We start from the raw sequence: 19,637 nt of genomic DNA, 5'->3' as shown, positions 1-19,637 counted from the left end.
CTGTCCTGCCGGACATCTCCCCCTCGAGGGGGGAGATTGGCAGCTCCGCCGCAGGCGGTTCTCTTGCTGGGGTGAAGATTTGCGAAGGCGGGCGTGACAGCCAATCTCCCCCCTTGAGGGGGAGATGTCCGGCAGGACACAGGGGGGCGGTGAAGGAACTCAATCTCTCAATCCATATATCTGCAATTATACCTCGCAATTTGCGAGAATTGATGCGCAGCCGTCAATCGCTATCTATTTCTCGCACAACGGTTGCGTTCTCCCTCGCGTTGCCATCGGCCGCGCAAAGGCGGACAATGACCCATCACAAATCCAGGGAGAGAAACCATGATCGAATACGGTCATTTCATCGGCGGCAAGCGTGTCGCCGGAACCAGCGGCCGCAAGCAGGACGTCATGCAGCCGATGGACGGCTCGGTGCGCGGCACGGTGGCGCTGGCGTCGCAGGCGGAGCTGCGCGCGGCGGTGGAAAACGCCAAGGCGGCGCAGCCCGGCTGGGCGGCGACCAATCCGCAGCGGCGCGTGCGCGTGCTGATGAAGTTCCTCGAACTGGTCGCCAGGGACTATGACGAACTGGCCGACATCCTGGCGCGCGAACACGGCAAGACCATCGCCGACGCCAAGGGCGACATCCAGCGTGGCCTCGAAGTGGTCGAGGTCTGCATCGGCGCGCCGCATATGATGAAGGGCGAATTCACCGACGGCGCCGGCCCAGGCATCGACGTCTATTCGATGCGCCAGCCGCTCGGCGTCGTCGCCGGCATCACGCCGTTCAATTTCCCGGCGATGATCCCGCTGTGGAAGATCGCGCCCGCGATCGCCTGCGGCAATGCCTTCATCCTGAAGCCTTCCGAGCGCGATCCGGGCGTGCCGATGCGCATTGCCGAACTGTTCATCGAGGCCGGCCTGCCGGCGGGCATCCTCAATGTCGTCAACGGCGACAAGGAGGTGGTCGACGCCATCCTCGATGATCCCGACATCAAGGCCATCGGCTTTGTCGGCTCGACGCCGATCGCCCACTACATCTATTCGCGCGGCACCGCATCGGGCAAGCGCGTGCAGTGCTTCGGCGGCGCCAAGAACCACATGATCATCATGCCCGACGCCGACATGGACCAGACCGTCGACGCGCTTATCGGCGCCGGCTACGGCTCGGCCGGCGAGCGCTGCATGGCGATCTCGGTGGCTGTCCCGGTCGGCAACGACACCGCCAACCGGCTGATGGAAAAGCTGATCCCGCGCGTCGAAAGCCTGAAGGTCGGTCCTTCGACCGATTCCTCGGCCGATTTCGGTCCGCTGGTGACGGCGCAGGCGCTGGAACGGGTCAAGGGCTATGTCGACACCGGCGTTAGGGAAGGCGCCAAGCTGGTGGTCGACGGCCGCGGCTTCTCCATGCAGGGCTACGAGAAGGGCTACTACATGGGCGGCTGCCTGTTCGACAACGTGACATCAGACATGCGCATCTACAAGGAAGAGATCTTCGGGCCGGTGCTCTCGGTGGTGCGCGCGCCGACCTATGAGAACGCCATCAAGCTCGCCAACGACCATGAGATGGGTAATGGCGTCGCCATCTTCACCCGCGACGGCGATGCGGCGCGAGACTTCGCCTCAAGGGTGCAGGTCGGCATGGTCGGCGTCAACGTGCCGATCCCGGTGCCGATCGCTTATTACACCTTCGGCGGCTGGAAGGCGTCTTCCTTCGGCGACCTCAACCAGCACGGCCCGGATGCCTTCCGCTTCTACACCAAGACCAAGACGGTGACTTCGCGCTGGCCGTCCGGCGTCAAGGACGGCGCCGAATTCGTCATCCCGACGATGAATTAGCCGGGAAACATATGAATACTGGGAAAGGCGGGCTCATCCCGCCTTTTCTTTTGGCCGTTCCGCCTGGTCAGACAGTCGGGATCGTCCCGCCGTCGATAACGTATTCGGCGCCATGGATCGCGGATGCACGGTCCGAAACGAGGAAGGCGACCAGTTCGGCGACCTCTTGCGGCCATGCCGGCCGGCCGATCGGAATGCCGCCGAGGGCCTTCATGATGTCCTGGCGGGCGGTTTCCTCATCCGAACCGGAATGGTCCGCCAACCTTTTCACCATGGCCTCCGACGCCGTGGTATTGATCCAGCCCGGGGCCACCGTGTTCACCCGGATGCCTTTCGGACCAAGTTCCTTGGACAATGCCTTGCTGTAGGCCGAAAGCGCCGCCTTGGCCGCCGCATAGGCGGTCGTCGATTCGTGCAGCGGCAGCCGGCGTTGTATCGACGAGATGTGCACGATCGCCCCGGAGCCGCTCGCGATCATGTTGGGGACCAACAGGCGATCGAGCCGCACCGCCGCCAGCAGATTGAGGCCGAGTTCGTCCTGCCAGATTTCCTCGGTCAACGCGGCAAAGCCTCCGCCCGGGCTCTTCGATCCGCCAACGCTATGGACGATGATGTCGACGCCGCCGAAACGGTCCATGACAGCTGCCGCGACCTGTTCGGCGCCCGCCAGAGTGTTCATATCAGCCCGCACGAACAGCTTCGGCGAAAGCGCCCCGGTTGCCGAGCGAGCTGTCGTAACAACCAGCGCGCCCGACGCCGAAAGCCGTTGGACGATGGCCTCGCCGGTACCCTTGGTACCGCCGGTGACGAGAACGCGCTTACCGGCGAACTCCTGCTCGGCGCCCGGAAATTTCTGGCGAACGGTCATGCGCCGATCTCCAGCCGCGTGATCCGGTCATTGGCCAGCGTGAAGTTGTAGTGGAGCGTTGCAGGGCTGCCCGGGAAATTGCCCGAGACGATGCCGGCGACCCGCCATGCAGCGCCGCTGACCGTCGCGTCGGCGACTTTAACTGTCACCTGGTATTTGGCTGTCGTTGCTTCCATCCAGCGGCGGATGGCAGCCGAACCCTGATGGGTCTCGCCTTCATCCCGAACCGCCGCTTCCGATGAGAAGGGGATAAGCATTCCGTCAATGTCGTGCCGGTTCTTGGCTGCAAAATAATCCGCCAGCGGCTGGGGAAGTTTTACGGTCATGGTTTCGTCTCCGGTTCCAGTTCCAGTTCCTGCCGTCGGCTCGATGTCCGCGGCTTGTCCGGTGCCTAAAATGAGATATGCTGTACGAATGACAAGAACCGACGAAAAAGTTAGGTACTTACCTGAAGGTAAGGGTGAAACGTTGACGCCCTCGTCGGCGGCGAGTGGCGTCGAGAATGTGCTGCGCATTCTCGAAGGCCGCTGGAAGCTGGTGATCCTGTTCCATCTCTTCGGCGGCAAGGTGCTGCGCTTTTCCGATCTCGAACGGGCGATCCCGGCAATTTCGCAGAAGATGCTGATCCAGCAGCTGAGACAGATGGAGGCCGATGGGATTGTCCGTCGCATCGTGCATCACCAAGTGCCGCCGAAGGTCGAGTATTGTCTGACCGACTGGGGCCAGGCGCTGTGCCCGGCGCTCGACGCCTTGCTGAAATGGGCGGCGCAGAAGGAGCCGGCAGAAGGCCCGCTCGGGTCGTAAACTAGCGCGTGGCGGCAGCTTCGGCATGGCCGCGCAGCAGCGCCATCAGGCGCTTGGCGTCCTTGGCGGCGGTCTCCTCGTCGCCGGCGAGGATCGAGCGGATCAGCGCGACGTGATGCTCGGCCGATTCGGCGAGCCCGGTGTCGGCCTTGTAGCGGAACCAGAAGCGGCGGCTGTGGGTCTGCAAGGGCGCTGCCAGCCGTGCGGCGAAGGGGTTGTCGGCAGCCAGCGCCAATGCTTCGTCGAGCGCCTTGTCGGCCTGGAGGAAGGCCAGCACATTGCCTGAAATGACCGCCTTCTGCATGGCGAGCGCTGCGTCGTGAAACAGGTCGGCGGCCTCGCGGGTGACGAAGCGGGCGGCAGAGCGGGCCAGAACCACCTCGACGCCCCGCCGCGTATCGAGAACGCGCAGCCAGTCGCCGGGATGAAGCGGTGCGATGGCGATGCCGGCGCGCGGACGGACGTCGAGCAGCCCCTCCCAGGCAAGCCGCTGGATCGCCTCGCGCACCGGCGTGCGGCCGAGCCCGAGTCTGTCGATCAGCGCACCTTCGGTGACGAAGCTCGAAGGTGCCAGTTCGAGCGTGACGATCATGTGCTCGAGCACGCGGTAGGCCTTTACTGCCACCGGCTCGGAACGAGATATATCTTCCAACAGGGCCATCGTGCCTCCTGATATATTTTGCATATATCATAGCAGATTCCGTGTTGACAGGGGTTTTCCTAACAAATATACGACTGATATATCAGAAGGAGCAAGCGCCATGTGGGCCGGAGTTTTCCCCGCAGTCACGACCAAGTTCACCGAGGATGACCATCTCGACCATGCAGAGATGGAGCGCTGCTTTGGTTTGCAGATGGAGGCCGGCTGCGACGGCATCATCGTCTGCGGCTCGCTCGGCGAAGGGCCGATGTTGTCGCATGACGAGAAGATCGAGGTGCTGAAGACCGCGCAGAAGGTTGCCGGCAAGAAGCCGGTTCTGCTGACGGTCAACGAAGCCGGCACCCGCGAGGCCGCAAGCATCGCGTGCCGCGCGGCGAAGGCTGGCGCCAACGGGCTCATGGTGGTCCCGAGCCCGATCTATCATACCAATCCGCAGGAGACGGTTGCCGCGCTGCGTGCCGTCGCCGAGGCAGGCGACCTGCCCGTCATGATCTATTCCAACCGGCTTGCCTACCGCGTCGACGTCACCGTCGACCAGATGGAGGAGCTGGCCTCGGACAAGCGCTTCGTCGCCATCAAGGAGTCCTCCGACGACATCCGCCGCTCGACCGAGATCATCAACCGCTTCGGCGATCGCTACGACCTGTTCACCGGCGTCGACAATCTGGCGTTCGAGGCTCTCTCGGTCGGCGCCATCGGCTGGGTGGCCGGCTTGGTCACCGCATTCCCCCGCGAGACCGTCGCCATCTACCAGCTGATGAAGCAGGGCCGCCGCGAGGAAGCGCTGAGCATCTACCGCTGGTTCCGGCCGCTGCTCGACCTCGACGTGTCGACCTATCTGGTGCAGAACATCAAGCTCGCCGAGGTTCTTGCCATCGATACCAACGACCGCGTGCGCATGCCGCGCCAGCCGCTGTCGGGCGAGCGCCGCAAGGAGGTCGAGAAGGTCGTGAGGGATGCGCTGGCGGTAAGGCCGAAGCTGCCGCAGTTCTAGGCTGCCCACGTGCAAGGAAATTCCAGGTCGACTGAAGTGGGGCGCCGCCCCTCATCCGCCCTTCGGGCGCCTTCTCCCCGTGACCGGGCAGAAGGGATAGACATCGCCATCGTCGGAGGCGGCATCATCGGTATTTGCGCCGCCGCCTATCTGGCCGAGGCGGGGCGAGATGTCACGATCTTCGATCGGACGGGCATCTGCGAGGAAACAAGTTCCGGCAATGCCGCGGCCTTTGCCTTCTCCGATGTCTTGCCGCTGGCCCACAAGGGCATGATCAGGCAATTGCCGAAATGGCTCGCCGACCCGCTCGGCCCGCTCAGCATACCGCCGGCCTATCTGCCGAAGCTTTTGCCTTGGCTGATCCGGTTCTGGCGCGCCGGCGCATCGGAAAAATACGAGGCGAGCCTCGCCGCCCAGGCCGGCATGATGAAGCTCGCCGAGGCGGAATGGATGGGGCTGCTCGATCGTTCAGGCACCCGACGGATGCTGCGCGAGGACGGGTCGCTCGAAGTTTACGAGAGCGAGGCCGAGTTCAAGGCGTCGCTGCCGGGCTGGGCGGCGCGCAAGCGCTTCGACATCGGCTTCAGCCATGTCGAGGGCGATGCTCTCGCCGCCTTGCAGCCCGGCCTGTCGCCGCGCTTCGTCAAGGGCACGTTTGTGCCGGGGTGGAAGACGGTTGCCGATCCGAAGCTACTGGGCAAGGCGGTCTGGGCCTATGCCGAGACCAAGGGCGCGCGTTTCGAAAAAGCGCGAATCGACCATGTCGACGCGAGCCAGCATGGCGCGACATTGACGCTGGCCGATGGCACCACCAGACAAGCAAGACATCTGATCGTCGCTGCCGGGGCATGGTCGCATCTGCTGGCGAAAGATCTCGGCGACCGTATCCCGCTGGAGACCGAGCGCGGCTACAACACGACGTTGCCGAAGAGCGCCTTCGACGTGAAGCGGATGCTGATCTTCTCCGGGCATGGCTTCGTCATCACGCCGCTCGAAACGGGTCTGCGCGTCGGCGGCGCCGTCGAACTCGGCGGTATCGAGCGGCCGTCCAACTATGCCCGCTCGAAGGCACTGCTGCGCAAGGCGCAAAACTTCCTGCCGGGGCTCGATCCCTCGGGCGGCCGCGAATGGATGGGGTTCCGGCCGTCGCTACCGGATTCGCTGCCGGTGATCGGCCGCGCCCGGCCGGCCGGCAATATCGTCTATGCCTTCGGGCACGGCCATCTCGGCCTGACCCAGGCGGCGGCCACCGCGCGCTTGATCCGCGAGCTCATTCTCAGGCAAAATCCCACGCTTGATCTTTCCGCCTTTTCTCCGAACCGTTTCCGATAAGGTCCAAACATGGCGCGCCATTCCTTCTTCTGCATCGACGGCCACACCTGCGGCAATCCGGTGCGGCTCGTCGCCGGCGGCGGACCGCTGCTCGAGGGTTCGACGATGATGGAGCGGCGGGCGCATTTCCTGGCCGAATATGACTGGATCCGCACCGGGCTGATGTTCGAGCCGCGCGGCCATGACGTGATGTCCGGCTCGATCCTCTATCCGCCGACCAGGCCGGATTGCGACATCGCCATCCTGTTCATCGAAACCTCGGGCTGCCTGCCGATGTGCGGCCACGGCACCATCGGCACGGTGACTTTTGCCATCGAGCACGGACTGATCAAGCCGAAGACCCCCGGCGTGCTGAGGCTGGACACGCCGGCAGGCCTGGTCATCGCGGAGTACAGCCAAGTCGGCGAGTACGTCGAAGAAGTGCGCATCACCAATGTGCCGTCCTTCCTCCATGCCGAAGGGCTGACGGTCGAATGCCCGGGGCTGGGCGAGATCAGCGTCGACGTGGCTTATGGCGGCAATTTCTACGCCATCGTCGAGCCACAGAAGAATTATCGCGACATGGCCGACCATTCGGCGGGCGACCTGATCGCTTGGAGCCCGGTGGTGCGGCAACGGCTCAACGAGAAATATTCCTTCGTGCACCCGGAAAACGCCAGCATCAACGGGCTGTCGCATATGCTGTGGACCGGCAAGCCGACCAACAGCCAGGCGCATGCCCGCAACGCCGTGTTCTATGGCGACAAGGCGATTGACCGCTCGCCTTGCGGCACCGGCACCTCGGCGCGGATGGCGCAGCTTCACGCCAAGGGCAAGCTCAAGGTGGGCGACGACTTCGTCCATGAATCGATCATCGGCTCGCTGTTCAAGGGCAAGGTCGAGAAAGAGGTCCAGGTGGCGGGCAAGCCGGGGATCATTCCCTCGATCGGCGGCTGGGCGCGCATGACCGGATTGAACACCATTTTCATCGACGATCGAGACCCGTTCGCCCACGGATTCGTCGTCAAATAAGGAGAATCCTGACCCAAGGGAAAGCAAGGGCGCGTGAAAAGGATTGCGCTCGCCAGCGCAACGATCCCTCTCATCAACTTATTTTGACGGCGATTTCTTCGAAACGCGGTGCATGATACGGCTGAATCGTCAAAGACATTGCGTTATGCCAATGATAGGGTCCGCGATAGTCCAGGGGTCGGATGAAAAAAACTGAGCAATCCAAAGGCGTGTCGGCAAAACACGCATGACGGTTGAAAAATCACGTTGCAATCCGGGCTCGAAACTTTACGACTAGGGGAAATACGAAAAGGAATGCGTCTCAACGGGCGACATTCCAGGGGAGCCAAGTCAGTATGCAATACTTCGTCCAGCAGCTTATCAACGGGCTGACGCTGGGATCGATCTATGGGCTGATCGCGATCGGCTACACGATGGTCTACGGCATCATCGGCATGATCAATTTCGCCCATGGCGACATCTTCATGGTCGGCGCCTTCACCGCCCTTATCGTTTTCCTCATCCTCGGCGCGATGTTCTATTCGGTGCCGGTGGTCGTGGCGCTCCTGGTCATGATGATCGTGGCGATGCTGTTGACCAGCCTGTACAACTGGACAATCGAGAAGGTGGCCTACCGGCCGCTGCGCGGTTCGTTCCGGCTGGCGCCGCTGATCACCGCGATCGGCATGTCGATTGCGCTGTCGAACTTCGTCCAGGTGACGCAAGGCCCGCGCAACAAGCCGATCCCGCCGATGGTCAGCCAAGTTTACAACATTAACGGCATCAGCGTGTCGCTGAAGCAGATCATCATCGTCGTCGTCACCGCGCTGCTGCTGGCGCTGTTCTGGTACCTGGTCAACAAGACCTCGCTCGGGCGAGCGCAAAGGGCCTGCGAGCAGGACCGCAAGATGGCGGCGCTGCTCGGCATCGACGTCGACCGAACCATCTCGATCACCTTCATCATGGGTGCGGCCCTTGCCGCCGTCGCCGGCACGCTGTTCCTGATGTATTACGGCGTCATCGCCTTCTCCGACGGCTTCGTGCCCGGCGTGAAGGCATTCACCGCGGCGGTGCTCGGCGGCATCGGCTCGCTGCCAGGCGCCGTGCTCGGCGGGCTGATGATTGGCTTCATCGAGAGCATGTGGTCGGCCTATTTCTCGATCGACTACAAGGACGTAGCCGCCTTCTCCATCCTGGCGATCGTGCTGATCTTCCTGCCTTCCGGCATTCTGGGCCGGCCAGAAGTCGAAAAGGTCTGAGATCATGGCGGTTACCGTATCCCCGGAGCGCGACGTCGTCGCCACTCCCGTGCAGCGCGCTATTCGCGAGGCGTTCTATGCCGGCGCCATCGCGCTCGGTCTGTTCGTGCTGTTCATCGGGCTGAAGACCGGCCAGAACATTTCCAATGAACTGGTCCTGACAACGCGCTGGGGCCTGCTGGCGACAGTGGTGATCGCCACGGCCGTCGGGCGGTTCCTCTATGTCGCCTATGGCCAGCCTTTCCTCGCCAACCAGAAGATCGCCGATGTCGCCACCGGCCTGTTGCCGGACAGCGTGGCGACGCGGTTCTTCCGGCTGCCCTATTTCATCGCGGCCATCGTCATCGCGGCCCTGCTGCTTGTCCTGGCCAGTTCGCTTGACGGGCTGCTGGGACCGGGTCTTGCCGGCTATGCACGGTTCGTGCGGGCGCTGGCGATCATCTACGCCCTGGCCTCGGTACTGTTTTATTTCCGGGCCTTCATCCATGCCCATTTCTCGGCACTCGGCGTCGCCGCGCTGGCGCTCTACCCGATCATCGTCGTGCTGTCGCTTGCTCTCTACGGCGGGTCGATGGCGGCCGGTTTCCAGGGCTCGCTGAAATGGGTCGATAATTTCGGCATCCAGATCCTGATCTATGTGATGCTGGCCTGGGGACTGAACATCGTGGTCGGCCTCGCCGGCCTGCTCGACCTCGGCTATGTCGCCTTCTACGCGGTCGGCGCCTATGCCTATGCGCTGCTCGGCACGCAATATGGCCTGTCGTTCTGGATCCTGCTGCCGGCCGCCGGCGCCATGGCCGCCTTCTGGGGCGTGCTGCTCGGCTTTCCGGTGCTGCGCCTGCGCGGCGACTATCTGGCGATCGTCACACTCGCCTTCGGCGAGATCATCCGCCTGGTGCTGATCAACTGGCGTGAGGTCACCAATGGCTCGGCCGGCATTTCCGGCATTCCCAAGGTCACCTTCTTCGGCCTGATGACGTTCAACGTCTCGGACCCGAACTATATCGCCAAGGTGCTGAACATCGCCACGTCGAGCGCCTACTACAAGATCTTCCTCTACTATCTGATCCTCGGGCTTTGCCTGCTCACCGCCTTCGTCACCATCAGGCTGCGGCGCATGCCGGTCGGCCGGGCCTGGGAAGCGCTGCGCGAGGACGAGATCGCCTGCCGCTCGCTCGGCATCAACACCACCACCACCAAATTGACCGCCTTTGCCACCGGCGCCATGTTCGGCGGCTTCGCCGGCTCGTTCTTCGCGGCGCGGCAAGGTTTCGTCAGCCCCGAATCCTTCATCTTCCTGGAATCGGCGATCATCCTTGCCATCGTCGTGCTGGGCGGCATGGGCTCGCTGGTCGGCATCGCCGTCGCCGCCATGGTGATGATCGGCGGCACCGAGGTGCTGCGTGAACTCGATTTCCTCAAGCAGGTCTTCGGTCCCGACTTCACGCCGGAACTCTACCGCATGCTGCTGTTCGGCATGGCCATGGTCATCGTCATGCTGTGGAAGCCGCGCGGCTTCGTCGGCAGCCGCGAGCCGACCGCCTTCCTGAAGGAACGAAGAGCTGTTTCCAGCTCCTTCACCAAGGAGGGTCACGGCTGATGAGTGCGAGCTCGATTCAGAAAGCCAATCCGGGCACGAACGACGCCATCCTGCAGGTCGAGCATCTGTCGATGAAGTTCGGCGGCCTGGTCGCCATCGGCGACCTCTCCTTCCAGGCTCGGCGCGGCGAGATCACGGCGCTGATCGGGCCGAACGGCGCCGGCAAGACCACGGTGTTCAACTGCATCACCGGTTTCTACAAACCGTCGGAAGGCATGATCACGCTCAACCGGCAGGATGGAAGCACCTATCTGCTCGAACGCCTGCCGAACCATGAGATCCCGGCGCGCGCCAAGGTGGCGCGCACTTTCCAGAACATCCGCCTGTTCTCGGGCATGACGCTTTTGGAGAACCTTCTGGTCGCCCAGCACAACAAGCTGATGAAGGCGTCGGGCTATACGGTGCTCGGCCTGTTCGGCTTCAGTGGCTATCGCAAGGCATCGGCCGAATCGATCGATCTCGCCAAGCACTGGCTGGAGAAGGCCGATCTGGTCGACCGCGCCGACGATCCGGCCGGCGACCTGCCCTATGGCGCGCAGAGGCGCCTGGAGATCGCGCGGGCCATGTGCACAGGGCCGGAGCTGCTCTGTCTCGACGAGCCGGCCGCCGGCCTCAACCCGAAGGAATCGCTGGCGCTCAACGCTTTGTTGATGGACATCAAGAACACGTCAGGCACCTCGATCCTTTTGATCGAGCACGACATGTCGGTGGTGATGCAGATTTCCGACCACGTCGTGGTGCTCGAATATGGGCGCAAGATCTCCGACGGCAATCCGCAGTCGGTGCGCACCGACCCGCGCGTCATCGCCGCCTATCTCGGCGTCGACGACGAGGAGGTCGAGACGGTGCTGACCGAGGTCGGCGACGAGGACGTGATCGAGCAGCTGGATATCGGTCCGGACTCGGCGCATGGCCCGGGCACATCGTCTTCCTATCTCGCCGGGCCGGTGACCGACACCGTCGGCCACAGCGAGGGCGAACGCATCATGGTGTCGAAAGGCGCCTCCAAGGCCGGCCAGTTCGACGCCCGCGCGAAGGCGGCAAGCCAGCCCACCTCGCTGGCCGCTGTTCCGGCAACCAAACCAACCGCAAAATCTTCCGCCGCGAGACCCCCGGCAAAGTCGTCCGCCAAGGCGCCGGCGACGCCGAAGACATCAGGGATTTCGAACCGGCTCGCGGCGCCCCGCGGCGGCACGGCCGACAATCTGACCCGCATCAAGGGCATAGGCACGGTCAACGAGCAGAAGCTCAACCAGCACGGCATCTTCCACTTCGACCAGATCGCGGCATGGAAGAAGTCCGATGTCGAGGCGGCCGAAGCCTATCTTGCCTTCGACGGGCGCATCGCGCGCGAGGAATGGGTGGAGCAGGCCAAGCTCCTCAGCCAGGGCAAGGACACGGGATTCTCGCGCCGCGTCGATGCGGGCAAGGTGGAAACGAGCCACCCCTCAGGGAAGACAGCTAAAGCAGTTTCCGGGAAGACTGCAAGAGCAGTTTCCGGGAAGACTGCTGCCAAGCCCGCGGCGGGCAAGCGCGGAGGGCGCAAGTGATGGCCGGGACAACGCTGCTCGATATCAAGGGCGTGCAGACCTACTACGGCAACATCCGGGCGCTGAACGGTGTCGATGTCACCGTCAAGCAAGGCGAGATCGTGGCGCTGATCGGCGCCAACGGCGCCGGCAAGTCGACGCTGATGATGACCATTTTCGGTGCGCCACGGGCCCGCGCGGGCACGATCACCTTCGCCGGCACCGACATCACCCAGTTGCCGACCCACGAGATCGCGCGCATGCGTATCGCCCAGTCGCCGGAGGGCCGGCGCATCTTCCCGCGCATGACGGTGATGGAAAATCTGCAGATGGGCGCCAGCCTCGACAACCTCAAGCACTATGACGAGGACGTCGAGAAGGTGTTCACGCTGTTCCCGCGGCTGAAGGAACGCATCGCCCAGCGCGGCGGCACGCTGTCGGGCGGCGAGCAGCAGATGCTGTCGATCGCGCGCGCGCTGATGGCGCGGCCGAAGCTGCTCCTGCTCGACGAGCCGTCGCTCGGTCTGGCGCCGCTGATCGTCAAGCAGATCTTCGACGCCATCCGCGAGCTGAACCGTACGCAGGGGCTGACCGTGTTCCTGGTCGAGCAGAATGCGTTCGGCGCGCTGAAGCTCGCCACGCGCGGCTATGTCATGGTCAACGGCAATGTGACGATGAGCGGCACCGGCAAGGAGCTGCTCGCCAATCCGGAAGTGCGCGCCGCCTATCTCGAAGGCGGCCACCACTGAGTTCAGGAGTCTTAAGTGATGCAGGGCATTCTCTACGAGGAACCCTCGATCTGGCAGTTCTTCTTCGTCACCTGCCTGCTCGGCGGCTGGGCGGCATGGATGACGGGCAAGGCCAGCGCCCAGACATGGCGCAGCTTCCTCCAGCTGTTCGCCTACCTGCTTGGCCTCGGCCTCGCTGTAAGGTTCATCCATCACGCGCTGTTCAACGGCACGATGTTCTCGCTGCATTACTATGTCGTCGACACTATCGTGCTGATGATATTGGGCTTCATCGGCTATCAATACACGCGCACCAATCAGATGGTGACACAGTATAATTGGCTCTACGAAAGAGCATCGCTTTTGAGCTGGAAACCAAAAGGTTGACGTTCATCATTAACGCCGTTTCGAAAATGAATCGGCGTGACAAGTGCCTGAAAATCGGCAAAGTACGCTTTCTGCGAGTAAGAGTGGGCATCGCATGAAAGCATCATTCACGCCCACTCCGTAAATGGGAGCGTTTTACATGAGAAAATCACTTTTGTCCGCCGTCGCCCTGACCGCGCTTGTCGCGTTCGGCGGCAGCGCGTGGGCTGACGTACTGATCGGCGTCGCCGGTCCGATCACCGGTCCGAACGCCGCCTTCGGTGCGCAATTGCAGAAGGGCGCCGAAGCGGCTGTCGCCGACATCAATGCGGCCGGCGGCATCAATGGCGAGCAGATCAAGCTTTCGATCGGCGACGACGTCTCCGATCCGAAGCAGGGCATCTCGGTCGCCAACAAGTTCGTCGGCGACGGCGTCAAGTTCGTGGTCGGCCACTTCAACTCGGGCGTCTCGATCCCGGCGTCGGAAGTCTATGCCGAAAACGGCATCCTCGAAATCACGCCGGCCGCGACCAACCCGCAGTTCACCGAGCGTGGCCTGTGGAACACGTTCCGCACCTGCGGACGCGACGACCAGCAGGGCAGCATCGCTGGTGCTTACCTCGCCACGAACTTCAAGGACGCCAAGATCGCGGTTATCCACGACAAGACGACCTATGGACAGGGCCTTGCCGATGAAACCAAGAAGGCGATGAACGCAGCCGGCCTGACGGAAGTCATGTACGAAGGCGTCAATGTCGGCGACAAGGACTTCTCGGCGCTGATCGCCAAGATGAAGGAAGCCGGCGTTTCCATCATCTATTGGGGCGGCCTGCACACCGAAGCCGGCCTGATCATCCGCCAGGCGGCTGACCAGGGCCTCAAGGCAACGCTGGTCTCCGGCGACGGCATCGTGTCGAACGAGCTGGCCTCGATCGCCGGCGACGCGGTCGCGGGTACGCTGAACACGTTCGGCCCGGATCCGCGCCTGATCCCAGCCAACAAGGAACTCGTCGAGAAGTTCCGCGCCCAGGGCTTCGAGCCCGAGGCATACACGCTCTACTCCTATGCCGCGACGCAAGCGATTGCCGCAGCCGCCACGGCCGCCAAGTCGAACGATCCGCAGGAAGTCGCCAAGGCGCTTCACGAAAAGGGCCCGTTCAAGACCGTGCTGGGCGACCTTTCCTATGACGCGAAGGGCGATCCGACGCTGCCCGGCTACGTCATGTACGAATGGAAGAAGGGCGACGACGGCAAGTACACCTACATCCAGAAGATGTAAGCCTGTCGGCGACGACAATTCGAATGCCCGGCGCCTCGCGCCGGGCATTTTTCGTTGATGGCGCAAACAATCAATTTAAATCGGTTTAGATGTCGTGCGATTTTGTTTGCACTGCAGCATTTTCACGCTAATCATTGCCTCAGCCCCATCCCTCCATATCCGGAGCCTTGTCCTTGGCAATCACGAAGATCCTTGTCGCCAACCGGTCCGAAATCGCCATCCGCGTCTTTCGCGCGGCCAACGAGCTCGGCCTCAAGACCGTGGCGATCTGGGCCGAAGAGGACAAATACTCGCTGCACCGCTTCAAGGCCGACGAAAGCTATCAGGTCGGACGCGGGCCGCACCTCAACCGGGACATGGGGCCGATCGAAAGCTATCTGTCGATCGAGGAAGTGATCCGTGTCGCCAGGCTTTCGGGCGCCGACGCCATCCATCCGGGCTATGGGCTTTTGTCGGAAAGCCCTGAATTCGCCGAAGCCTGCGCCCAAGCCGGCATCGTTTTCATCGGCCCCAGGCCGGAGACGATGCGCCGGCTCGGCAACAAGGTCGCGGCGCGCAATCTGGCGATCGAGGTCGGCGTGCCGGTGATCCCTGCTACCGATCCGTTGCCCGACGACATGGAGGCGGTCAAGAAACTGGCCAAGGAGGTCGGCTACCCGGTGATGCTGAAGGCATCCTGGGGCGGCGGCGGGCGCGGCATGCGCGCCATTCGCTCCGAGGCCGACCTTGCCCGGGAAGTCACGGAAGGCAAGCGTGAGGCTAAAGCCGCGTTCGGCAAGGACGAGGTCTATCTCGAAAAGCTGATCGAACGCGCCCGCCATGTCGAGGTGCAGGTGCTTGGCGACACACATGGCAATGCCGTGCATCTGTTCGAGCGCGACTGTTCCATCCAGCGCCGCAACCAGAAGGTGGTCGAGCGGGCGCCGGCGCCTTATCTCGAGCAGTCTCTGCGCGAGGAGCTTTGCGGCTACGCGCTGAAGATCGCCCGCGAGACAAGCTATGTCGGCGCCGGCACGGTCGAATTCCTGCAGGATGCCGACAGCGGCAAATTCTATTTCATCGAGGTCAATCCGCGCATCCAGGTCGAGCACACCGTCACCGAGCAGGTGACCGGCATCGACATCGTCAAGGCGCAGATCCACATCCTCGACGGCTTCGCCATCGGCACGGCTGAATCGGGCGTGCCGGCGCAGAAGGACATCCGGCTGAACGGCCATGCATTGCAGTGCCGCATCACCACCGAAGATCCCGAGCATAATTTCATCCCGGACTATGGCCGCATCACCGCCTATCGCGGCGCGACGGGCTTCGGCATCCGCCTCGATGGCGGCACCGCCTATTCGGGCGCGGTGATTACCCGCTTCTATGATCCGCTGCTGGAGAAGGTGACGGCGTGGGCGCCGACGCCGGCCGAGACCATTGCCCGCATGAACCGGGCGCTGCGCGAGTTTCGCATCCGCGGCGTAGCCACCAACCTTACCTTTCTCGAAGCGATCATCAATCACCCGAGCTTCGCCGACAATTCCTATACGACCAAGTTCATCGACACGACGCCGGAACTGTTTGCCAGCGTGAAGCGGCAGGACCGCGCGACCAAACTCATCAACTATCTGGCCGACGTCTCGGTCAACGGCCATCCCGAAACGCGCGGCCGGCCGCAGCCGAAGGCCGATGCGGCGGCACCCGTTGTGCCTTACCTCAACGGCAACGTGCCCGGCGGCAGCAAGCAGAAGCTCGACGCGCTCGGGCCGGAGAAATTCGCGGCCTGGATGCGCGCGCAGAAAGAGGTGTTGGTCACCGACACGACGATGCGCGACGGGCACCAATCCCTGCTTGCGACGCGCGTGCGCACTTATGACATCGCCGGCATTGCCAGCACCTATGCGCGCGCTCTGCCGCAGCTTTTGTCGCTCGAATGCTGGGGCGGCGCGACGTTCGACGTCGCCATGCGCTTCCTCACCGAGGATCCGTGGGAGCGGCTGTCGCTGGTGCGTGACGCCGCGCCCAATCTGTTGCTGCAAATGCTTTTGCGCGGCGCCAACGGCGTCGGCTACACCAACTATCCCGACAATGTCGTCCAGCATTTCGTCAAACAGGCCGCTGCCGGCGGCATCGATCTGTTCCGAGTGTTCGATTGCCTGAACTGGGTCGACAACATGCGCGTCGCCATGGACGCGGTTGGCGCCGAGGGCAAACTGATAGAGGCGGCGATCTGCTACACCGGCGACATACTCGATCCGGCGCGGGCCAAGTACGACCTAAAATACTATGTCGGGCTGGCCAAGGAGCTGCAAGCGGCAGGCGCCCATATCATCGCGGTCAAGGACATGGCTGGTTTGCTCAAGCCGAGTGCTGCCCGCGCGCTGTTCAAGGCGCTGCGCGATGAGACGGATTTGCCAATCCATTTCCATACGCACGACACGTCGGGCCTGTCGGCGGCGACGGTGCTGGCGGCGGTGGAGAGTGGCGTCGACGCCATCGACGCGGCGATGGACTCCTTCTCGGGCAACACCTCGCAGCCTTGCCTTGGCTCGATCGTCGAGGCGCTGAAGGGCACCGAGCGGGATCCCGGCCTCGACCCGCAATGGATCCGCAAGATCTCGTTCTACTGGGAAGCGGTGCGCAACCAGTATGCCGCGTTCGAGAGCGATTTGAAGGGACCGGCGTCGGAAGTCTATCTGCACGAGATGCCGGGTGGGCAGTTCACCAACCTCAAGGAACAGGCGCGCTCGCTTGGGCTGGAGACGCGCTGGCACGAGGTGGCGCAGACCTATCACGACGTCAATCTGATGTTCGGCGACATCGTCAAGGTGACGCCGTCTTCCAAGGTCGTCGGCGACATGGCGCTGATGATGGTGAGCCAGGACCTGACCGTCGCCGATGTCGAAAACCCGAACAAGGATATCGCCTTCCCGGATTCGGTCGTCTCGATGCTGCGCGGCGATCTCGGCCAGTCGCCCGGCGGCTGGCCCGAGAAACTGCAGAAGAAGGTGCTGAAAGGTGACAAGCCGATCACGGCGCGGCCGGGCTCGCTTCTGAAAGCGGCCAACCTCAAGGCGAGCCGCAAGGAGATCGAGGAAAAACTCGAGCGCAAGCTCTCAGAATATGAATTCGCCTCTTGGCTGATGTATCCGAAAGTCTTCACCGACTTCGCCGCCGCGCAGGAAACCTACGGGCCGGTCAGCGTGCTGCCGACGCCGACCTATTTCTATGGCATGAAGCCGGAGGATGAGATCTTCGTCGACATCGAAAAGGGTAAGACACTTGTGGTGCGGTGCCTCGCCATCGGCGACGTCGACGAAAAGGGCATGGTCACCGTGTTCTTCGAGCTCAACGGTCAGCCGCGTCGCGTCAAGGTGCCGGACCGCGCGCATGGCGCCTCCGCGGCCAAGGCGCGGCGCAAGGCAGAGCCCGGCAACGAGGCGCATGTCGGCGCGCCGATGCCGGGCGTCGTCTCCGCACTTGCGGTCACCGCCGGCCAGGCGGTCAAGGCCGGCGATGTGCTTCTGTCGATCGAGGCGATGAAGATGGAGACGGCGCTGCATGCCGAGCGCGACGGTACGATCGCTGAAGTGCTGGTCAAGGCCGGCGATCAGATCGATGCGAAGGATCTGCTGATCGCCTTCGGGTAAGGTGCGTTGATATTCAGGTGATGCTGATCTGCCCTCAATCTCAACACACCTTGGGGTGTGCCTAACCCCTCCTGCCACATCGATAACGGCTTGACCCGCCGCGCGCGGTCGGGCATCGAACCCGCTCAAATTTGCCGCCTGTTCATCCGAGTCGCGGCATGAAAAACGAAGCGGAGAGAAAATGGCCGACGACATCACCGAGACCAGCCAGACTGTTGCCGCCGGCCAGTTGCGCGCCTTCATCGAGCGCATCGAGCGGCTCGAGGAAGAAAAGAAGACCATTTCCGACGACATCAAGGAAGTGTTCGCCGAGGCCAAGGGCACCGGCTTCGACACCAAGGCAATGCGGTCGATCATCCGGCTGCGCAAGAAGGATCAGGCGGAGCGTCAGGAAGAGGAAACCATCCTCGACCTGTACAAGGCCGCACTCGGCATGGTGTAAGGCTGGCAACAGCCTGGGCGCCGGTTGCGGCGCCCTCAACGGGTCGAACCATGAGCGAATTCGACTTTGGCGCCCGCCGCGCCTCTGAATTCCGCCAACGCGGCTTCTGGGAGCTGTTCGCGGAACGGCATCCGGAAGAAAGAGCCCTGATGGCGCGGCGCGGACCCTGGTTCTGGCAGCGCGGGCTGCCCGACTTCGCGTTGGTTCTTTCCATGTATGTCGCGCCGGCGCAGAACCATGTCGGGGTCTTCTTCGGCCGCAACGAGAAGTTCGGTGCCACGGACGCCTGGTCGCGGTTGAAGCCCTTCCAGCCGGCGATCGAAGACAGGTTGAAGCTCAGGCCGGAACAGAGTTGCCAGGGCCTCGGCATCAATTCGATGTGGCGGGTGAACTGCTTTGCCGAGGACAATTGGCCGGCGATGGCCGACTGGCTGGTGACGGAGGCTTCGCGCGTCGAACGCGCCGTGATCGAGGTTCTGGGAGAGGGATAGATCGCCGGTGTTCCCAGAGGGCGTCAGATCGTTCTTCCGCTCACGCTGGCATGGCCCGGCGCCGCTCGACAGGTTGTTCTGGCGCGACCTAGTTGTCGTCGGCACGGCCATCAACGTTGCAGCGTCGGTGCTGGCGTTGATCCTGCTCGGGCTGAAGCTGCCGCTGGCACTGGTTCTGGCCGTGCATTTCGCGCCGGTGCCCTACAACATCTTTCTCACCCTCGCCGTCTGGCGAAGCGCGGAAAGGTCCGGCGGCTTCAAGGCCTCGCTGATGATGATCGGTGCCGTGCTGTGGCTGATCCTGGTGGTGGTGGCATGAAAAAGGGCGGCCGAAGCCGCCCTTTGCAAAGGTGACGATCGAAACGCGGTTCAGGCGGCCGGCTCGAATTTCAGCGCCACGCCGTTGATGCAGTAGCGCAGGCCGGTCGGCGGCGGGCCGTCCTCGAAGACGTGGCCGAGATGGCTGCCGCAGCGGGCGCAGTGGCATTCGGTGCGGACCATGCCGTAGCTGCGGTCGGTCGTGGTCTCGACCGAACCGGGCACCGGATCGTTGAAGCTCGGCCAGCCGGTGCCGCTCTCGAACTTCAGCTTGGATTCGAACAGCGGCTGGTCGCAGCCGACGCAGGAAAAGGTGCCGGCGCGCTTCTCGTAGAGCAGGGCGCAGCTTCCCGGCCGCTCGGTGCCATGGCCGCGCATGACCGCATATTGCTCCGGTGTGAGCCGGGTGCGCCACTCGGCATCGGTACGGGTAACGGGATAGGCGTGGGTGTCCATTGAAATCTCCTCAGCCTTGGCGGCTCGTTCTTGGTTGCAAGTCATATTCGGATGAAGATAGGCA

18 protein-coding genes and 2 pseudogenes are annotated in these 19,637 nt (G+C 63.1%); 16 read left to right on the top strand and 4 right to left on the bottom strand.

The window, feature by feature from the left end; translation table 11 throughout:
- Positions 1 to 327 precede the first annotated feature (327 nt).
- A complete protein-coding gene (locus tag C9427_RS30145; RefSeq protein ID WP_107652670.1) occupies positions 328 to 1,824 on the top strand; it encodes a CoA-acylating methylmalonate-semialdehyde dehydrogenase in 1,497 nt (498 codons plus the stop codon).
- A gap of 67 nt (positions 1,825 to 1,891) precedes the next feature.
- Here the strand turns inward: C9427_RS30145 and C9427_RS30140 are convergent, their stop codons facing one another.
- On the bottom strand, positions 1,892 to 2,692 hold the full coding sequence (locus tag C9427_RS30140) for an SDR family oxidoreductase (RefSeq protein WP_107652669.1): 801 nt from the start codon (positions 2,690 to 2,692) through the stop codon (positions 1,892 to 1,894).
- Positions 2,689 to 3,018 carry a nuclear transport factor 2 family protein gene (locus C9427_RS30135; RefSeq protein WP_107652668.1) on the bottom strand — a complete coding sequence of 110 codons (330 nt, stop codon included), beginning with the start codon at positions 3,016 to 3,018 and terminating at the stop codon, positions 2,689 to 2,691. The genes C9427_RS30140 and C9427_RS30135 overlap by 4 nt, the downstream gene beginning before the upstream one ends.
- Before the next feature lie 142 nt (positions 3,019 to 3,160).
- Here C9427_RS30135 and C9427_RS30130 point away from each other — a divergent pair, with 142 nt between their 5' ends.
- Positions 3,161 to 3,496 (top strand): winged helix-turn-helix transcriptional regulator, encoded by a 336-nt coding sequence (locus tag C9427_RS30130; protein ID WP_167434539.1) that lies wholly within the window; start codon positions 3,161 to 3,163, stop codon positions 3,494 to 3,496.
- Between the two features lies 1 nt (position 3,497).
- Here the strand turns inward: C9427_RS30130 and C9427_RS30125 are convergent, their stop codons facing one another.
- On the bottom strand, positions 3,498 to 4,157 hold the full coding sequence (locus C9427_RS30125) for a GntR family transcriptional regulator (RefSeq protein WP_107652666.1): 660 nt from the start codon (positions 4,155 to 4,157) through the stop codon (positions 3,498 to 3,500).
- A gap of 100 nt (positions 4,158 to 4,257) precedes the next feature.
- Here C9427_RS30125 and C9427_RS30120 point away from each other — a divergent pair, with 100 nt between their 5' ends.
- From C9427_RS30120 to C9427_RS30060, 14 genes and pseudogenes are all read left to right on the top strand, one after another.
- Positions 4,258 to 5,151 carry a dihydrodipicolinate synthase family protein gene (locus tag C9427_RS30120; protein ID WP_107652665.1) on the top strand — a complete coding sequence of 298 codons (894 nt, stop codon included), beginning with the start codon at positions 4,258 to 4,260 and terminating at the stop codon, positions 5,149 to 5,151.
- Between the two features lie 36 nt (positions 5,152 to 5,187).
- Positions 5,188 to 6,483, top strand: coding sequence for an NAD(P)/FAD-dependent oxidoreductase (locus tag C9427_RS30115; RefSeq protein ID WP_245437218.1), 1,296 nt, complete (start codon positions 5,188 to 5,190; stop codon positions 6,481 to 6,483).
- A 9-nt stretch (positions 6,484 to 6,492) separates the two neighbouring features.
- The gene (locus C9427_RS30110) at positions 6,493 to 7,494 is read left to right on the top strand and encodes a 4-hydroxyproline epimerase (protein WP_107652664.1); all 1,002 of its coding nucleotides are present in this window, start codon (positions 6,493 to 6,495) and stop codon (positions 7,492 to 7,494) included.
- 335 nt (positions 7,495 to 7,829) lie between these two features.
- The gene (locus C9427_RS30105) at positions 7,830 to 8,732 is read left to right on the top strand and encodes a branched-chain amino acid ABC transporter permease (RefSeq protein WP_107652663.1); all 903 of its coding nucleotides are present in this window, start codon (positions 7,830 to 7,832) and stop codon (positions 8,730 to 8,732) included.
- A gap of 4 nt (positions 8,733 to 8,736) precedes the next feature.
- Positions 8,737 to 9,030 (top strand): annotated as a pseudogene (locus tag C9427_RS35455) (DUF3382 domain-containing protein); the annotation flags it as partial.
- Between the two features lie 216 nt (positions 9,031 to 9,246).
- Positions 9,247 to 10,332, top strand: a pseudogene (gene livM, locus C9427_RS30100) (high-affinity branched-chain amino acid ABC transporter permease LivM); the annotation flags it as partial.
- On the top strand, positions 10,332 to 11,882 hold the full coding sequence (locus C9427_RS30095; RefSeq protein WP_107652661.1) for an ATP-binding cassette domain-containing protein: 1,551 nt from the start codon (positions 10,332 to 10,334) through the stop codon (positions 11,880 to 11,882). The pseudogene livM and the gene C9427_RS30095, both read left to right, overlap by 1 nt.
- Positions 11,882 to 12,610 carry an ABC transporter ATP-binding protein gene (locus C9427_RS30090; RefSeq protein ID WP_107652660.1) on the top strand — a complete coding sequence of 243 codons (729 nt, stop codon included), beginning with the start codon at positions 11,882 to 11,884 and terminating at the stop codon, positions 12,608 to 12,610. The genes C9427_RS30095 and C9427_RS30090 overlap by 1 nt, the downstream gene beginning before the upstream one ends.
- 18 nt (positions 12,611 to 12,628) lie before the next feature.
- Positions 12,629 to 12,976: a DUF6867 family protein gene (locus tag C9427_RS30085; protein ID WP_107652659.1), complete on the top strand. Its 348-nt coding sequence runs from the start codon at positions 12,629 to 12,631 to the stop codon at positions 12,974 to 12,976.
- 139 nt (positions 12,977 to 13,115) lie between these two features.
- Entirely contained in the window at positions 13,116 to 14,234 is a 1,119-nt protein-coding gene (locus C9427_RS30080; RefSeq protein ID WP_107652658.1) for a branched-chain amino acid ABC transporter substrate-binding protein, read from the top strand.
- 173 nt (positions 14,235 to 14,407) lie between these two features.
- Positions 14,408 to 17,866: a pyruvate carboxylase gene (pyc, locus tag C9427_RS30075; RefSeq protein ID WP_107652695.1), complete on the top strand. Its 3,459-nt coding sequence runs from the start codon at positions 14,408 to 14,410 to the stop codon at positions 17,864 to 17,866.
- Between the two features lie 181 nt (positions 17,867 to 18,047).
- Entirely contained in the window at positions 18,048 to 18,308 is a 261-nt protein-coding gene (locus C9427_RS30070; protein ID WP_097573600.1) for a DUF2312 domain-containing protein, read from the top strand.
- Positions 18,309 to 18,358: 50 nt separating this feature from the next.
- A complete protein-coding gene (locus C9427_RS30065) occupies positions 18,359 to 18,799 on the top strand; it encodes a hypothetical protein (RefSeq protein ID WP_107652657.1) in 441 nt (146 codons plus the stop codon).
- Positions 18,800 to 18,806: 7 nt separating this feature from the next.
- A complete protein-coding gene (locus C9427_RS30060) occupies positions 18,807 to 19,118 on the top strand; it encodes a hypothetical protein (protein WP_107652656.1) in 312 nt (103 codons plus the stop codon).
- A gap of 50 nt (positions 19,119 to 19,168) precedes the next feature.
- Here the strand turns inward: C9427_RS30060 and msrB are convergent, their stop codons facing one another.
- Positions 19,169 to 19,573 carry a peptide-methionine (R)-S-oxide reductase MsrB gene (msrB, locus tag C9427_RS30055; protein ID WP_107652655.1) on the bottom strand — a complete coding sequence of 135 codons (405 nt, stop codon included), beginning with the start codon at positions 19,571 to 19,573 and terminating at the stop codon, positions 19,169 to 19,171.
- Positions 19,574 to 19,637: the final 64 nt, after the last annotated feature.

It is taken from the genome of Mesorhizobium helmanticense (genome assembly GCF_003034915.1).
In the GTDB taxonomy this organism is placed as follows: domain Bacteria; phylum Pseudomonadota; class Alphaproteobacteria; order Rhizobiales; family Rhizobiaceae; genus Mesorhizobium; species Mesorhizobium helmanticense.
Note: the sequence above shows the minus strand (reverse complement) of the source record. Positions and strands in the feature narration are given on the sequence as shown.

Bases quoted from the DNA above. Each gene is read 5' to 3' on its own strand.
- C9427_RS30145 (WP_107652670.1), top strand. From the start codon at position 328: ATGATCGAATACGGTCATTTCATCGGCGGCAAGCGTGTCGCCGGAACC.
- C9427_RS30140 (WP_107652669.1), bottom strand. From the start codon at position 2,692: ATGACCGTTCGCCAGAAATTTCCGGGCGCCGAGCAGGAGTTCGCCGGT.
- C9427_RS30135 (WP_107652668.1), bottom strand. From the start codon at position 3,018: ATGACCGTAAAACTTCCCCAGCCGCTGGCGGATTATTTTGCAGCCAAG.
- C9427_RS30125 (WP_107652666.1), bottom strand. From the start codon at position 4,157: ATGGCCCTGTTGGAAGATATATCTCGTTCCGAGCCGGTGGCAGTAAAG.
- C9427_RS30120 (WP_107652665.1), top strand. From the start codon at position 4,258: ATGTGGGCCGGAGTTTTCCCCGCAGTCACGACCAAGTTCACCGAGGAT.
- C9427_RS30110 (WP_107652664.1), top strand. From the start codon at position 6,493: ATGGCGCGCCATTCCTTCTTCTGCATCGACGGCCACACCTGCGGCAAT.
- C9427_RS30105 (WP_107652663.1), top strand. From the start codon at position 7,830: ATGCAATACTTCGTCCAGCAGCTTATCAACGGGCTGACGCTGGGATCG.
- C9427_RS30095 (WP_107652661.1), top strand. From the start codon at position 10,332: ATGAGTGCGAGCTCGATTCAGAAAGCCAATCCGGGCACGAACGACGCC.
- C9427_RS30090 (WP_107652660.1), top strand. From the start codon at position 11,882: ATGGCCGGGACAACGCTGCTCGATATCAAGGGCGTGCAGACCTACTAC.
- C9427_RS30085 (WP_107652659.1), top strand. From the start codon at position 12,629: ATGCAGGGCATTCTCTACGAGGAACCCTCGATCTGGCAGTTCTTCTTC.
- C9427_RS30080 (WP_107652658.1), top strand. From the start codon at position 13,116: ATGAGAAAATCACTTTTGTCCGCCGTCGCCCTGACCGCGCTTGTCGCG.
- C9427_RS30070 (WP_097573600.1), top strand. From the start codon at position 18,048: ATGGCCGACGACATCACCGAGACCAGCCAGACTGTTGCCGCCGGCCAG.
- C9427_RS30065 (WP_107652657.1), top strand. From the start codon at position 18,359: ATGAGCGAATTCGACTTTGGCGCCCGCCGCGCCTCTGAATTCCGCCAA.
- msrB (WP_107652655.1), bottom strand. From the start codon at position 19,573: ATGGACACCCACGCCTATCCCGTTACCCGTACCGATGCCGAGTGGCGC.